Below are 12959 nucleotides of genomic sequence, written 5' to 3' on the forward strand. Positions count from 1 at the left end.
GGGCTATTGCACGATGAAGTCGGAGAACAGCACGCCGTCGATCGCCAGCGGCGGCTGCGGCGTGGCCAGCGGCGTGTCGAACAGCTTGAGGATCTGTGCCGTCAGCGCGTCCTTGCCTGCAGGCGTGACCAGCTCTTCGGCCTTCTGGCTGGCCATCAGCATCAGCAGGCGGCTGCGCACTTCCGGCATGTGCTCCTTGAGCAAAGCCTCGCTGGCCGGATTGCCGACCTTCAGCGCCAGGCCGATGTACAGCAGGCGTTGTTCGCCGGGGCCGCCCTGCAGGTTGACGGTGAACGGGGTGATGGTGACGAACAGCGGTACCGGTGCCTTGACCGGCTCGGCCGCTGCCGGCGCACTGGCGGTCAGTGCGCCAAGCTTGCCGCTGCTCAGCAGGAAGTAGACGCCGGCCGCACTGCCGGCCGAGAACAGCAGCATCAGCAGGATGATCACCAGCCAGGGGGTGCGCTTGCCGGTTGACTCTGGGTTGGCCATGGTGTGTATCGAACTCGAGGGCGGATAACAGGCTGGCAAGTATGGCGACAGCCGTCACGGCTTGATGGCTCGAAAAAGCCAGCCTATCGAGCCTATCTTCTGGGTTTGCCCGTAGGGGCGTGGTCAGGCGTAGAGGTCGACCTGGCCCCTGGCGAGGACCCGCAGGGGGGCGGCTGGAGGCGCTAGCAGGGCGCCATCGGCAGATTCGCCCGTTGCGGTGACCGCCGCGTCGGCACGGGCACCATTACCGGCCTGCTGATCGCGCGGAGGCTGACGCTGCTCGCCGACCGAGGTCTCGCCGAGGCTGATGCCCTGGGCCGCCAGGGCTTCGCGCAGCTGCGGAATGGCCTGTTCGATGGCCGCGCGCACCTGCGGATGGGCGGAGAGGAACTGCGCCTGGGCACCCAGATCGCCGAGCTTGAGGCTGACCGACAGCGGGCCGAGGTCGCTGGGGTGCAGGTGCAGTTCGATCTGCTGCTCGCCGCGCTGGTGCAGGCCGATCAGCTGCTGACCGAGGCCCTGCTGCCATTCTCGACTGGCCAGTGGTGCGCTCAGGGTGGCGAGCGTCGGGCTGGCCATCTGCGAATTGCCGGAGGAGGGTGCCGGGCTGCCGGCGTTCGGGCCGAGCAGCAGGGTGGCTGCTGGCTCGCCGCGCGGCGAGGTGTCGGCAAGGGCCGCCAGGCCGGCGCTGCCCTCGCTCTGGACAGGCGCAGTGCCGTTGCCGGAACTGCTTGTGGCTGTGGCGGCGGGAGCGCCAGGCTCCGCTGCCGGCGGGGCGAGCTGATCCGCGTCGTTGTCGGCCCCCGGCTGGCGACCGCCGAGGCTGTGCAGCGAGTCCAGCGGCAGGTTTGCGCCGCTGTCGCCGTGGCTGTCGAGGGCAGCCGGCGGGCTGGCCGGTGGTGTACTCGTCTGGGCCAGTGGTGCGACGAGAGCGGCCAGGTTGCCGGCGGCAGCTGCGTCGACCGGCAGCTGCCCGGCCTGCTCGATCAGCGCCAGGCGCCGGCGAATCTCGTCGAAGGCATCGACTGGCTGTACGGGCGTCGCTTCCCCGCTGTTCGCGCCCGTCGCCGGAAAGGCGGCGACGAGCGCGGCTGCTGGCAGCGCGGCGTCCAGGATCGGGGTGGCCGGGGGCGTGCTGTCCGGGGTGGCCGCGGCTTGCTGCTGCGGGTGTTCCGTTGCGGCCGCGGCACTGCCGGCCGCTGCGCCGGATGGCTTCGCTGGCGGGGTGTCGGGCGAGGCGGCACTGCTCGGGGGCATGGCCGTGGCGGCTGGTTTGCTGTCGCCCTTGGAGTTCGCCTGCTCCAGGCTGCGGGCAAAGCTGCTCCCGCCGCTGGCGGATGGAGTCTGGCTGCTGCGCGGCTGGGGGCCGGCCGCGGCGGCTGCGGGAAGAATGCTGATATTCATGGGGCTGCTCACCGACTGCTGCCGGTAGAAGAGGTGAAGGCGTTGCCGCGCAGGCGCAACTGGGCGCTCAGTTCATCGGTAAGACGTTGTTCCCTGCGGTTGTCACGCAGCTGCTCGGCCTGCGCGCGACGCTCGACCAGGGTGTCGTAGGAGTTGAGCTTGCGCTGCTGCTCCAGCCACTGCTGCTGGCGCTGGCTGACCTGGCGCTGCTGCTCGCGCAGGCTCTGCCGGGCGCGGTCGATGGCGTCGTCCAGCGAGCCGAGGAAGGCCTGGTAGTTGATCAGGCTGGCCGGCTGCATGCCCTGTTGCATGGCCTGCTGCAGGCCACGGCTGTACTCCTGCCGGTAGTGCTGCAGGGTGTCCAGCTGACTCTGGGCCTGCTGCTGGCTGCGCTGGGCGCCGGCCAGGTGGCGGCCGGCATTGTCGACGGCTTCGCGGGTCAGCTCGATCAGGGTGTCGAGGGCGGATGTGCGGGACATGCCGGATCACCTATTCCTGTATGTCATGCCCCGGGTACCAGGGCGGACAGTTGCTGCTGGGTTTCCTCGAGGCCGGCGCGCTCGTCGATGCGCTGCTGGAGGAAGCGCTCCAGGCGCGGATACAGATTGACCGCCTGGTCGAGTTGCGGGTCGTTGCCGGCGACGTAGGCGCCGACGCTGATCAGGTCGCGGTTGCGCTGGTAGCGCGACAGCGCCTGCTTGAACTGCTGGGCGCGGCGGCGCTGCTGCTCGCTGACGATGGCGGTCATCGCCCGGCTGATCGACGCTTCGATGTCGATGGCCGGGTAGTGGCCGCTCTCGGCCAACTGGCGCGACAGCACCACGTGACCGTCGAGGATCGCCCGCGCCGAGTCGGCGATCGGGTCCTGCTGGTCGTCGCCCTCGCTGAGCACGGTATAGAAGGCAGTGATCGAGCCGCCGCCGCGCGGGCCGTTGCCGGTCTTCTCCACCAGCTTGGGCAGCTTGGCGAACACCGACGGCGGGTAGCCCTTGGTCGCCGGCGGCTCGCCGATGGCCAGGGCGATCTCGCGCTGGGCCATGGCGTAGCGGGTCAGCGAGTCCATGATCAGCAGCACGTCGCGGCCCTGGTCGCGGAAGTCCTCGGCCAGCCGGGTGGCGTAGGCGGCGCCCTGCAGGCGCTTGAGCGGCGAGGTGTCGGCCGGCGCGGCGACCACCACCGCGCGGCGGCGGCCTTCCGGGCCGAGGATGTTGTCGATGAAGTCCTGCACCTCGCGACCGCGCTCGCCGATCAGGCCTACCACGATCACGTCGGCGCGGGTGAAGCGCGCCATCATGCCGAGCAGCACCGACTTGCCGACGCCGGAGCCGGCGAACAGGCCCATGCGCTGGCCGCGGCCGACGCTGAGCAGGCCGTTGATGGCGCGGATGCCGACGTCGATCTGGCTCTCGATCGGTGCGCGGTTGAGCGGGTTGATCGGCTCGGTGGCCAGCGGCGCAAAGTGGCAGCCTTCCGGCAGCGGCAAACCGTCCAGGGGCTGGCCACCGCCGTCGAGGACCCGGCCGAGCAGCGCACTGCCCAGCGGGAAACGCCGCGCGCTGGCGCGCTCGTCACTGCTCTCGCCGAGCGGGAAGACCCGTGCGCCGGGGCGCAGTCCGCTGATTTCCTCCAGCGGCATGAGGAACAGCTTTTCACCGGCAAAGCCGACCACCTCGGCCTCGGCGAAACAGGCGGGCTGGTGCGCCGCGCGGCGCGGCGACAGCTCGATGCGGCACACGCCGCCCAGCGGCACCTGCAGGCCGGTCGCTTCCAGCACCATGCCGGTGGCGCGCACGATCCGCCCACTGGCGCTGTAGCGCGACGCCGCGGCGATACGTGCGGTGACGCTGCCGAGGGTCTGCTGCCAGTGCTGCTGGTGCGGGTTGGCGTGCATGGTCTAGTCCCCCGTGCCCGGCGCGTCGGCATGGCCCTGCTGGCGATGACGGACCTGCGCGACCAGCGCCTCCCAGCGCCGCTCGCGGCTGGCGTCTAGCTCGCCGCTGCTGGCGGCTACCCGGCAGCCGCCGCGCGTCATCTCGCTGTCCGGCTGCAGGCGCCAGCCGGCCGCCTCCAGTTCGTCGCCCAGATGGACCTTGACCAGCAGCAGGTCGGCCGGGTGCAACCACAGGCGCGGCTGGCCGCTGAGGGCCGGCTCGCTGTGCAGCAGTTCGCGGACGATCTCGAGGATCTGCTCGGGATGCAGCTGCAGCGCTTCGCCGGCCAGCTGGCGGCCAGTGACCAGGGCCAGATCGACCAGCTGGCCGGCGATCTGCTCGTCGAGCTGGGCGAGGGCGGCGCGAAACTGCGCGGCCAGGCCGAGCAAAGGCTGCAGGGTCTGCTGCAGTTGCTGCTGCAGCTCGGCCTCGCCGGCCTGGCGGCCTTCCTCGAGACCGGCGGCGTAGCCGGCGTTGCGGCCCTCGGCGAAGCCTTCCTGGTAGCCCTGCTCGCGGGCCTGCTGCTGCGCCTGTTCGCGCAGCGCCTGGAGTTCGGCATTGCGCTTGAAGGCAGCCTGGCGCACGGCCTCCTGGCGCTGCGCCTCGCGCTGCTGGCGTAGCGGTTCCTGCTGGCTGCCCAGCTCGTCCATCTGCCAGGGACGCCACTGCTCGCCGATATGCGGCGGCCGGCGGTCAGACATAGGAGTCGTCCCCGCCGCCGAGGACGATCTCGCCGCTGTCGGCCAGGCGGCGGACGATCAGCAGGATGGCCTTCTGCTCGGACTCGACCTGCGAGACGCGGATCGGGCCGCGCGCTTCGAGGTCTTCGCGGAACAGCTGGGCCGCGCGTTGCGACATGTTGCGCAGGAACTTGTCGAGCAGCGCAGGCTCCGCCCCCTTGAGGGCGACCACCAGCGAGGTGGTGTCGACTTCCTTGAGGATCAACTGGATGCCGCGGTCGTCGACGTCCAGCAGGTTCTCGAAGAGGAACATCTCGTCGAGGATCTTCTGCGCCAGCTCCTCGTTGTGCGCGCGCAGGGTCTCGATGGCCGACTCTTCCTGGTTGGAATTGAGCAGGTTGAGGATCTCGGCAGCGGTACGCACGCCGCCCATCTTGCTGCGCTTGAGGTTCTGGCCGTCGAGCATGCCGCCGAGGACCTCGGTGAGTTCCTGCAGCGCCGCCGGCTGCACGCCGTTGAAGGTGGCGATGCGCAGGACGATGTCGTTGCGCAGGCGATCCTCGAACAGTTGCAGGATATCGGCGGCCTGCGGGCGCTCGAGGTGGACGAGGATGGTGGCGATGATCTGCGGGTGCTCGTCGCGGATCAGCTCGGCAACCATCGACGGTTCCATCAGGTTGAGCTTGTCGATGCCCGAACTGGTGCCGCTGGCGTCGAGGATGTCCTCGATCAGGGTCTCGGCGCGCTCGCTGCCCAGCGCCTTGGTCAGCACCGCGCGGATGTGGTCGCTGGACAGCAGGTTGACCGCCGCATACTGCTCGGTCTCGTCGAAGAAGTCATCGAGTACCTGGCGCATTTCGTCATGGGAGACCTGCTGCAGGCGCGCCATTTCCAGGCTGACGGTCTCGACATCCTGGGTAGACAGGTACTTGAACACTTCCGCCGCGCTGTCCTCGTCCAGGCTGAGCAGCAGGATTGCACTGCGTCGGGCGCCGCTCATCTCAATCATTTTTCTTCATCCAGCCACTGACGATCATGGCGATCAGGCGTGGGTCTTCCTGGGCCATTTCGCGCAGGCTGGCCAGGTTGTGTTCATAGACGGCCGAGCGGCGACGCAGGCGGCGCTGCAGTTCGCCACTGGCCGCGGCGCTGGCCTCGTCGGTCGCGGCGGCGCTGGCTTCGCTGGCGGTTGCGGCAACGGCGGAGCCTTCGACGGCTTCCGGGGTGGCAGAGGCGACGGCCGGCGGCGCATGGCGACGCAGCAGCGGACGCAACAGCAGCAGCCAGAGCAGCAGGGCGGCCAGGGCGACCAGCAGATAGCGGGCGATGGAGGTGGCCATCACGAAGAATTCCGGGGTCTGCCACCAGACGCTCTGTGCCACGTCGTCCTGAGCCTCGGTGAACGGGCTGTTGACCACCTCCAGCGCATCGCCGCGCTCGGCGGAGAAGCCCATGGCCTGGCGTACCAGGCGGTTGATCTGCGCCAGCTCCTCTTCGCTGAGGGGCTGGCGGGTCGGCTTGCCGTCGGCGTCGATGCCGCTGCGGAAGTTGACCACCACGGCGGCGGTCAGCCGCTTGATGTTGCCGCGGCGCTGTTGCACATGCTCGACACTGCGGTCCACCTCGTAGTTGACCACGTTGTCGCGGCGCAGCGAGTTGCGCGGATCCGCCTTGGCGGCCGAAGCCGTCTCGGCGGTCTGGGCGGCGGCCCCTTTACCGGCCGCGCCCTGGCCGGGCTTGGCCGGGGCGGGGGGCGCTGGCGGTGCCGGTGGCGCAGGCGGGGTGTTGGACAGCGCGCCTGGCACGCCGCGGGCCAGTTCGTCGCCGCCGCTGTAGTTCTCGCTCAGCTGCTGGCTGCGGATCGCCGCGTCGCCCGCGGTCTGGTTGGGCGCATAGCGCTCGGCGGTCTGTTCGCGGGTGGCGAAGTCGACTTCCGCCGCCACCTGGGCGCGCACGTTTTCCGCGCCGAGGATCGGGCTGAGGATGCGTTCGATGCGCCGCTGGTAGGAGCTTTCCACCTCGTCGACATAGCTCAGCTGGGTGCCGTCGAGGTCGCGCCCGCTGTTGCCGGGCATGGACAGCAGGCGACCGCTCTGGTCGACCACGGTGACCGCCTCGGCGGCCAGTTCCGGCACGCTGGAGCCGACCATGTGCACGATGGCATCGACCTGGCCTTCGCCGAGGCTGCGCCCAGGATGCAGGGTCAGCACCACCGAGGCGCTGGCTGGCTGGCGGTCGCGGACGAAGATCGACTGCTTGGCCATGGCCAGGTGCACGCGCGCCTTGGCGACCGGGCCGAGGGACTCGATCGAGCGCGCCAGCTCGCCTTCCAGGCCGCGCTGGAAGTTGAGGTGCTCGGCGAACTGGCTGACCCCGAAGGCCTGCTTGTCCATCAGCTCGAAGCCGACATTGCCGGCCTGCGGCAGACCCTGCTCGGCCAGTTGCAGGCGCAGGCTGTGCATCTGCTCGGCTGGCACCAGCAGCGCGGTGCCGCCCTCGCTGAGGCGATAGGGCACGGCGCGTTTGTCGAGTTCGGCGATGATGCGCCCGCCGTCGGCCTCGCTGAAGTTGGAATAGAGCACCCGGTAGTCAGGCGCCTGCGCCCACAGCAGCAGGGCGGCGATCACGGCAATCGCCGCCGCACCGGCGATCAGCAGCGGCACCAGCGGTTTGCTGCGCAGCTGCGCCAGCAGGCGTTCGGCCGCGCTGCCGCTCGGGTTGTCGGCCGAGCCGTTGGCAGTGCCCAGGGTGGCATTGCTCATGCGCTGCTCCGCTGGCCGGTCGGGGTCGGTACAAAGGGCATTGCGATATCCGCTGGCAAAATCGGTCGCTAGGGGTCGCCGAGCCCGGCCAGGGATGCCTTGGAGGCGCTGTGGCAGGGATGGGCGGATCTATGATGAGTGTCATTATGCGGACGGCGCACGCGGGCAAAGTCCTGAAAAGCCAGCGCTTTTGCTGTCAATTGGGCGCTTGCCCGCGAGTGGCGGATTGCTAGGCTTGCCAGCATCCCCATCCAGTACCCAAGCGGAAGTCGTCGATGAGTGTTCCTGCCGTCCAGTCTGCCCTGCAACAGCTGCACATCCTGGCCTCCCAGGCGGCCGGCCAGCCCGGCAATGCGCTGCAGACTTCGCTGGTCGCCGGGCAGGGCGGTTTCGCTGCCGAGCTGCGTGCTTCGGTCCAGCGCATCAACGAGCTGCAGCAAACCGCCAGCAACAAGGCCATCGCCCTGCAGTCCGGCGCCCCCGGCGTGGAGCTGAGCGATGTGATGGTCGACATGCAGAAAGCCAGCGTCGGCTTCCAGATGGGCGTGCAGGTGCGCAACCGCCTGCTGACCGCCTACAAGGACGTGATGAACATGCAGGTGTGAGGCCTGCAGGCTCGAAGCGGTCGCTCGGGTCGGTACTTTTCATGTAGAGACTAAAGTCGGCCTGGCGGCGGCCGATATCTGGCTTAACAGCGCCGGATAGCCAGACTCTCCGGCATCGCTTGAACATGGCGCGCCAGCGGCGGCGAAACGCTGCGCGGCGGAGTTGCAAAAGGGAATCCCATGGCCACCATTTCATCGCTGGGCGTCGGTTCAGGCCTCGACCTCGGCGGCCTGCTTGATCAGCTGGAAACGGCTGAACGCATGAAGCTGGACCCGATCACCACGCAGAAGAAGACCCAGCAGACCAAGCTGTCGGCCTATGGGCGCCTGAAAAGCTCGCTGACCAGTCTGCAGGCGGCGGCGAAGACCCTCAATGACAGCAAGACCTTCCAGGGCGTCACCAGCAGCATCAGCGGCACTGGCGTGGCTGCGGCGGCGAAGAGCGACGCCGTGGTCGGTCGCTACGAGGTCAAGGTCAATACGCTGGCCCAGGCGCAGAGCCTGGCCAGCACCGGCGTGGCCGACCGCACGGCGGATCTGGGCGCCGGCACGCTGACCATCACTCAGGGCAGCAAGACCCTCACGGTCGATCTCACGGCGGCCGCCAGCTCGCTGGAAGACGTGCGCGATGCGATCAACAAGCAGGGCGGCGGGGTCAGCGCCAGCATCGTCAACGACGGCACTGCGGCGCCGTATCGCCTGGTGCTTACCGCCACGGCCACCGGCACCGATGCGCAAATGACGGTGAACAGCACGGGGGCGCTGAGCGGTCTGCTGGGCTACGACTCTGCCACCCAGAGCGGTGTGATGACGCAGACCGTTGCCGCAGCCAACGCCACCCTGGAGGTCAACGGCATCCCGATCACCAGCCAGTCTAACGTGGTCGAGGGGGCGGTGCAGGGCGTCACCCTTTCGCTCGCCGAGAAGGGCGCCACCCATGTGCTGACGGTCGAGCGCGACAACGCGGCGATCAAGTCGGCGGTGAGCGGCTTCGTGACGGCCTACAACGCGCTGCAGAGCACCATCTCCAGCCTGACCTCGTACAACGCCGACACCCAGGTGGCCGGCGACCTGCTCGGCGATGCCACCCTGCGCAGCGCGCAGGGCCAGTTGCGCAGCGTGCTCAGCGGCACGCTGGGCGAGGGCACGCTGACCCGCCTGGCCGACATCGGTATCGAGCTGGAACTCAAAGGCACCCTCAAGCTCGACAGCGACAAGCTGGACAGTCTGGTCAGCGGCAACCTGTCGGCGTTGAGCAGTTTCTTCACGGGCAGCAGCACGGCGGGCGGCATGGCCGGCCAGCTGGGCACGGCGCTGGACGCCATCCTCAAGGATGGCGGCGCCCTGTCCAATGTCACCAAGGGCGTCGAGAGCCGGGTCAAGTCGCTCAACGAGCGTTACACGCGGGTGGAGGAAACCATCTCCGCCACCGTCGAGCGCTACCGCAAGCAGTTCACCCAGCTCGACATGATGCTCTCGGAAATGAATGCGACGACCAGCTACCTGACCCAGCAGTTCGACGCGCTGAACGCCCAGCTTAAAGGCTGATAACAACCCAATCGCACAGAGGGGAATAACATGGTCACCAGTGCCATGCGTGGGGCGGCAGCCTATGCGCGCGTCGGTGTGGAAAGCAGCGTGATGTCGGCCAGCCCGCATCGGCTGATCGGCATGCTGTTCGATGGCGCGCAGACCTCGATCCGTGCCGCCCGGCTGCACATGCAGAATGGCGACGTGGCGGAGAAGGGCAAGGCCATTTCCCGCGCCATCGACATCGTCAATCAGGGTCTGCTGGCGGCGCTCGACCACGAACGCGGTGGCGAGCTGGCGGAGCGCCTCGAGCAGATCTATGACTATGTGGTGCGCCTGCTGCTGCAGGCCAATCTGCGCAACGACGAGCAGCGTCTCGACGAGGCTGCCCGTCTGCTCGAGGACATCGGCTCCGCCTGGCGCGAGATCGGCCAGCAAGTGGACGGATATTGATGATGGCCAGCCAAGCGAGCGTCATCGAGTGCTACCAGCAGCTGCTCCGTCAGTCGCAGCGCATGGCCGAGTTCGCCCGCCAGGGCGACTGGACCAATCTGGTGATGGAAAAGTCGCTGTACCTGGTCGAGCTGGAAAGCGTGACCCAGTGCGAGCGCCGGCTGGGGGTCGAGGGTGGCGATAAGCTGCGGCGTGCCTGCCTGCTCGAACAGATCCTCGAGCTGGAAGCGGAGATCCGCAGCTGCCTGCTCGCCCGTCGTGACGAACTCGGCCGACTGATCGACGTGTCGCGGCGCCAGATCGAGCTGGGCCGGGCCTATCGTCCCGAGCTGCCGGCTGGGCCGGGGTTCGATGGAGGCTGCATGTGAGTGGCATCACGCCTGTACTGGATACCTTGCTGCATCAGGTGTTGGGCAGGCGTGTGGATATTCCCCTGCCCAGGGACCTGAACCAGCCGGCCGGGCCTGTCGTGCCGCTGGAGGGGCCGCGGCCGCTGCACAGCGACTCGCGGCTGGATGCCCGCGGTTTGCCGCAGGCGCAGGACTCCGCTCGTGCCCAGCAGGCACCGGCGACGTCAGCCTCGCTGCCGCGCCACAGCGCGGCGCAGGTGGCGCCGCCGCCTGGTGGCCCTGCCGCACCGAGTTCGACCGTCTCCTCGTTCAGTGCCGCCGCGCGGGCGATTGGCGACCTGCTGCAGCGCTTTCCGGCGCCGCCCTCGGCGATTGCGCCGGCGACGCCGTTGCTGGCTGAAGTACCTAGCGAGCCGTCCGCAGCGCTGATCGCCGCGCGCCTGCAGCAGAGCATCCAGTACAGCGGCTTGTTCTATGAATCCCACGTCGCGCGCTGGTTTCGCGGCGAGCTGCCGCTCGAGTCGCTGCGCCACGAACCGCAGATGCAGGCTGCGCCGCGAGGCGGCGAGCCTGCCGTCCCGGCGCCGTTGTCGGCCGGTTCGCAGCCGTCTCCTGCAGGGCTACAGGGCGCCATTGCCCCGGCGCTGTCGTCTGGCGAGCCGGTGACACGAGCCGCGGCGTTCGCCGTCAATGGCGACGAGATGCAGGATGTCGAGGCGGCGGGGCCGTCCGCGGAGCCGCTTGGGGGTGGGCGGGAATCCGTGGCTTCCCTGCTGCGCCAGCAGCTGGAGCTCTTGGCGCAGCCGCAGCTGCGCTGGGAGGGCAATGTCTGGGCTGGCGTGTTCATGGGGCTGAGCATCGAGGCGCCGGCACTGCCCGAGCGCCAGCTGGACGAGGAGGGCGAGGCTGCCGGACGTGAGCCGGCGGACGAGGGGGAGTGGAAGGTGCGTCTGGGGCTGCGTCTGGCGGGGCATGGCGCCCTGGAGGCCGCCATCAGTCTGCATGGCGAGCGCCTGGCGCTGACCCTGCAAACCGACTCCGCCAGCCTGCGCCGCTATTTCCAGTCCAGCCATGCCGAGCTGCAGGAAAACCTGGCGGCGTGTGGGTTCAGCAGTGTGCGCCTGCAGTTGCTCGAGGCGGCGGAGGGGGTGGGAGATGGCCGAGGATAGGAGCAATCGCCGCCAGGCTCTGGCGCTGGCCTACGGCGAGGGCGATGGCGCGCCACGCCTGGTGGCCAAGGGCTATGGCGAGGTGGCCGAACGGATCATCGCCGAGGCGCAGCGCCACGGGGTGCGCATCCATGACTCCCCGGAGCTGGTCGGTTTGCTGATGCGGCTCGACCTCGATGCGCAGATTCCGCCGCAGTTGTACCAGGTCGTGGCCGAGTTGCTGGCCTGGGTGGTACGCCTGGAGGCGAGCGAGGAATGACGTCAATTTATTGATGTGAATCAAGGTTCCGCTTGCCTGGCGGAAAGACCTTGTTTTGTATAGGTTTTTTCTGTTCGGCATTTTGGCGCCAAATAGTCGGAATTTGCAGAACTTAGCGTCATCTCTGAGAGTGTTTCTCATTATGGCGATCTTGATACTGTTTTTTGTGCTATCTGGTTCACATTTTGGCGTGGTAATCTTCTTCCGCGGCGAAACTTAAGCGTCAATCGAGTGTCGCCCTGCCTGCGCAACATACTCAAAAAAACAACTACCGCTGCCAGTGCCGAAGGCGCTGTCACGGATGTGTATAAATAAAATCGCTAGGCGGCGTGCAGCCTAGATCTCGCCAGATCTGCAAGGAATACCCATGAGTGTCGATAGTCTGCTGGACGATATCCAGGAGCTGAATCTTTCCTACCTGCTGCTTGCGCAGAAGCTGCTGCGTGAGGATTCGGTGGCTGCCATGTTCCGGTTGAAGCTCAATCCGCAAACGGCTGATGTGGTGGCTGCGCTGTCGCCCAAGCAGCTCGTGCAGTTGTCGCGTACCCGTCAGTTGCTGTGTCGTATGGTGCTGGATGACGCCGAGCAGCTGGCGCGCCTGACCCAGGGACAGCGCGAGCAGGGGCTGGGCCAGATCCATGCTGCCCTGCTGATGTCTGCCGTCGCTCCTGCGGGTGTTTCGGCTGGTTGAACGGGCTTGTCATGACAGAAAAGAGTCTGCTGAATGAAATGCTGCAGGTGCAGCTGGCGATCGATCTGATCGAGCTGGGCGCGCGGTTGCAGGTTCTCGAAACGGAAACCGACCTCAGCCGTGGTCGTCTCATCCGTCTGTACAAGGAAGTGCGCGGCGTGTCGCCGCCGAAGGGAATGCTGCCGTTTTCCACCGACTGGTTCATTACCTGGTTGCCGAACATCCATTCCTCGTTGTTCTACAACATCTACGAAAATCTGCTGAGCAGCCATGGCTGCGAGCGCATGGAAGCCTTCGTCAAGGCCTATCGCCTGTATCTCGAGCAGGTCGGGCTGACCGATGAAGACGAGCTGGTGCTGGGTCTGACGCGCGCCTGGACCCTGGTGCGCTTCTTCGAGAGCGAGATGCTCGAACTGGTGCGTTGCACCAGCTGCAGTGGCCGTTTCGTCGCCCATGCCCATGCACCCAAGCGGGGCTATGTCTGTGGCATCTGCCAGCCGCCGTCGCGCGCCGGCAAGACTCGCAAGCAGCGCGAGGCCAGCCTGGAAGCGGCCGCGAGCGCGAGCGATGCATCCTTCGATACCGGCCCCGTGGCGGTCGGTCACTGCTGAATGCCTGTCCGGGGGTGCCGCT

At 67.8% G+C, this 12959-nt stretch carries 15 protein-coding genes; 8 read left to right on the forward strand and 7 right to left on the reverse strand.

Going from position 1 to position 12959, the window contains the following annotated elements; translation table 11 throughout:
- Positions 1–3: 3 nt before the first annotated feature.
- The 7 genes from fliL to fliF all read right to left on the reverse strand — a co-directional run bounded on the left by fliL (position 4) and on the right by fliF (position 7269).
- The gene (gene fliL / locus KRX52_RS05540) at positions 4–492 is read right to left on the reverse strand and encodes a flagellar basal body-associated protein FliL (protein ID WP_217680211.1); all 489 of its coding nucleotides are present in this window, start codon (positions 490–492) and stop codon (positions 4–6) included.
- 123 nt (positions 493–615) lie between these two features.
- Positions 616–1896, reverse strand: coding sequence for a flagellar hook-length control protein FliK (locus KRX52_RS05545; protein WP_217680212.1), 1281 nt, complete (start codon positions 1894–1896; stop codon positions 616–618).
- An 8-nt stretch (positions 1897–1904) separates the two neighbouring features.
- Complete coding sequence (gene fliJ / locus KRX52_RS05550; RefSeq protein WP_217680214.1) at positions 1905–2375, reverse strand: flagellar export protein FliJ; 471 nt, start codon at positions 2373–2375, stop codon at positions 1905–1907.
- A gap of 23 nt (positions 2376–2398) precedes the next feature.
- The gene (gene fliI, locus KRX52_RS05555) at positions 2399–3787 is read right to left on the reverse strand and encodes a flagellar protein export ATPase FliI (protein WP_217680216.1); all 1389 of its coding nucleotides are present in this window, start codon (positions 3785–3787) and stop codon (positions 2399–2401) included.
- Between the two features lie 3 nt (positions 3788–3790).
- The gene (gene fliH, locus KRX52_RS05560; RefSeq protein WP_217680218.1) at positions 3791–4528 is read right to left on the reverse strand and encodes a flagellar assembly protein FliH; all 738 of its coding nucleotides are present in this window, start codon (positions 4526–4528) and stop codon (positions 3791–3793) included.
- The gene (gene fliG, locus KRX52_RS05565) at positions 4521–5516 is read right to left on the reverse strand and encodes a flagellar motor switch protein FliG (protein ID WP_217680220.1); all 996 of its coding nucleotides are present in this window, start codon (positions 5514–5516) and stop codon (positions 4521–4523) included. Before fliG ends, fliH begins: the two co-directional genes overlap by 8 nt.
- Positions 5509–7269, reverse strand: coding sequence for a flagellar basal-body MS-ring/collar protein FliF (gene fliF, locus KRX52_RS05570; RefSeq protein WP_217680222.1), 1761 nt, complete (start codon positions 7267–7269; stop codon positions 5509–5511). Before fliF ends, fliG begins: the two co-directional genes overlap by 8 nt.
- Positions 7270–7544: 275 nt before the next feature.
- Between fliF and fliE the strand changes: the two genes are divergently transcribed.
- The 8 genes from fliE (at position 7545) to flhC (ending at position 12937) form a co-directional block, all read left to right on the forward strand.
- Complete coding sequence (fliE, locus tag KRX52_RS05575; RefSeq protein ID WP_217680224.1) at positions 7545–7874, forward strand: flagellar hook-basal body complex protein FliE; 330 nt, start codon at positions 7545–7547, stop codon at positions 7872–7874.
- A 180-nt stretch (positions 7875–8054) separates the two neighbouring features.
- A complete protein-coding gene (fliD, locus tag KRX52_RS05580) occupies positions 8055–9422 on the forward strand; it encodes a flagellar filament capping protein FliD (protein ID WP_217680226.1) in 1368 nt (455 codons plus the stop codon).
- Between the two features lie 30 nt (positions 9423–9452).
- Entirely contained in the window at positions 9453–9857 is a 405-nt protein-coding gene (gene fliS / locus KRX52_RS05585; protein ID WP_254797415.1) for a flagellar export chaperone FliS, read from the forward strand.
- Positions 9857–10225, forward strand: coding sequence for a flagellar protein FliT (locus tag KRX52_RS05590; protein WP_254797416.1), 369 nt, complete (start codon positions 9857–9859; stop codon positions 10223–10225). The genes fliS and KRX52_RS05590 overlap by 1 nt, the downstream gene beginning before the upstream one ends.
- A complete protein-coding gene (gene fliK / locus KRX52_RS21035) occupies positions 10222–11376 on the forward strand; it encodes a flagellar hook-length control protein FliK (RefSeq protein ID WP_217680228.1) in 1155 nt (384 codons plus the stop codon). The genes KRX52_RS05590 and fliK overlap by 4 nt, the downstream gene beginning before the upstream one ends.
- Positions 11363–11635: an EscU/YscU/HrcU family type III secretion system export apparatus switch protein gene (locus KRX52_RS05600; protein WP_217680231.1), complete on the forward strand. Its 273-nt coding sequence runs from the start codon at positions 11363–11365 to the stop codon at positions 11633–11635. The genes fliK and KRX52_RS05600 overlap by 14 nt, the downstream gene beginning before the upstream one ends.
- A gap of 367 nt (positions 11636–12002) precedes the next feature.
- Positions 12003–12326: a flagellar transcriptional regulator FlhD gene (flhD, locus tag KRX52_RS05605; RefSeq protein WP_217680233.1), complete on the forward strand. Its 324-nt coding sequence runs from the start codon at positions 12003–12005 to the stop codon at positions 12324–12326.
- 11 nt (positions 12327–12337) lie between these two features.
- Entirely contained in the window at positions 12338–12937 is a 600-nt protein-coding gene (gene flhC / locus KRX52_RS05610; protein WP_217680234.1) for a flagellar transcriptional regulator FlhC, read from the forward strand.
- Positions 12938–12959: the final 22 nt, after the last annotated feature.

This window comes from Geopseudomonas aromaticivorans, assembly GCF_019097855.1.
GTDB lineage: Bacteria > Pseudomonadota > Gammaproteobacteria > Pseudomonadales > Pseudomonadaceae > Geopseudomonas > Geopseudomonas aromaticivorans.

Coding starts and splice junctions, on each gene's coding strand:
- fliH (WP_217680218.1), bottom strand. CDS start 4,528: ATGTCTGACCGCCGGCCGCCGCATATCGGCGAGCAGTGGCGTCCCTGG.
- fliI (WP_217680216.1), bottom strand. CDS start 3,787: ATGCACGCCAACCCGCACCAGCAGCACTGGCAGCAGACCCTCGGCAGC.
- fliG (WP_217680220.1), bottom strand. CDS start 5,516: ATGATTGAGATGAGCGGCGCCCGACGCAGTGCAATCCTGCTGCTCAGC.
- flhC (WP_217680234.1), top strand. CDS start 12,338: ATGACAGAAAAGAGTCTGCTGAATGAAATGCTGCAGGTGCAGCTGGCG.
- fliS (WP_254797415.1), top strand. CDS start 9,453: ATGGTCACCAGTGCCATGCGTGGGGCGGCAGCCTATGCGCGCGTCGGT.
- fliF (WP_217680222.1), bottom strand. CDS start 7,269: ATGAGCAATGCCACCCTGGGCACTGCCAACGGCTCGGCCGACAACCCG.
- fliE (WP_217680224.1), top strand. CDS start 7,545: ATGAGTGTTCCTGCCGTCCAGTCTGCCCTGCAACAGCTGCACATCCTG.
- fliJ (WP_217680214.1), bottom strand. CDS start 2,375: ATGTCCCGCACATCCGCCCTCGACACCCTGATCGAGCTGACCCGCGAA.
- flhD (WP_217680233.1), top strand. CDS start 12,003: ATGAGTGTCGATAGTCTGCTGGACGATATCCAGGAGCTGAATCTTTCC.
- fliL (WP_217680211.1), bottom strand. CDS start 492: ATGGCCAACCCAGAGTCAACCGGCAAGCGCACCCCCTGGCTGGTGATC.
- KRX52_RS05600 (WP_217680231.1), top strand. CDS start 11,363: ATGGCCGAGGATAGGAGCAATCGCCGCCAGGCTCTGGCGCTGGCCTAC.
- KRX52_RS05590 (WP_254797416.1), top strand. CDS start 9,857: ATGATGGCCAGCCAAGCGAGCGTCATCGAGTGCTACCAGCAGCTGCTC.
- KRX52_RS05545 (WP_217680212.1), bottom strand. CDS start 1,896: ATGAATATCAGCATTCTTCCCGCAGCCGCCGCGGCCGGCCCCCAGCCG.
- fliD (WP_217680226.1), top strand. CDS start 8,055: ATGGCCACCATTTCATCGCTGGGCGTCGGTTCAGGCCTCGACCTCGGC.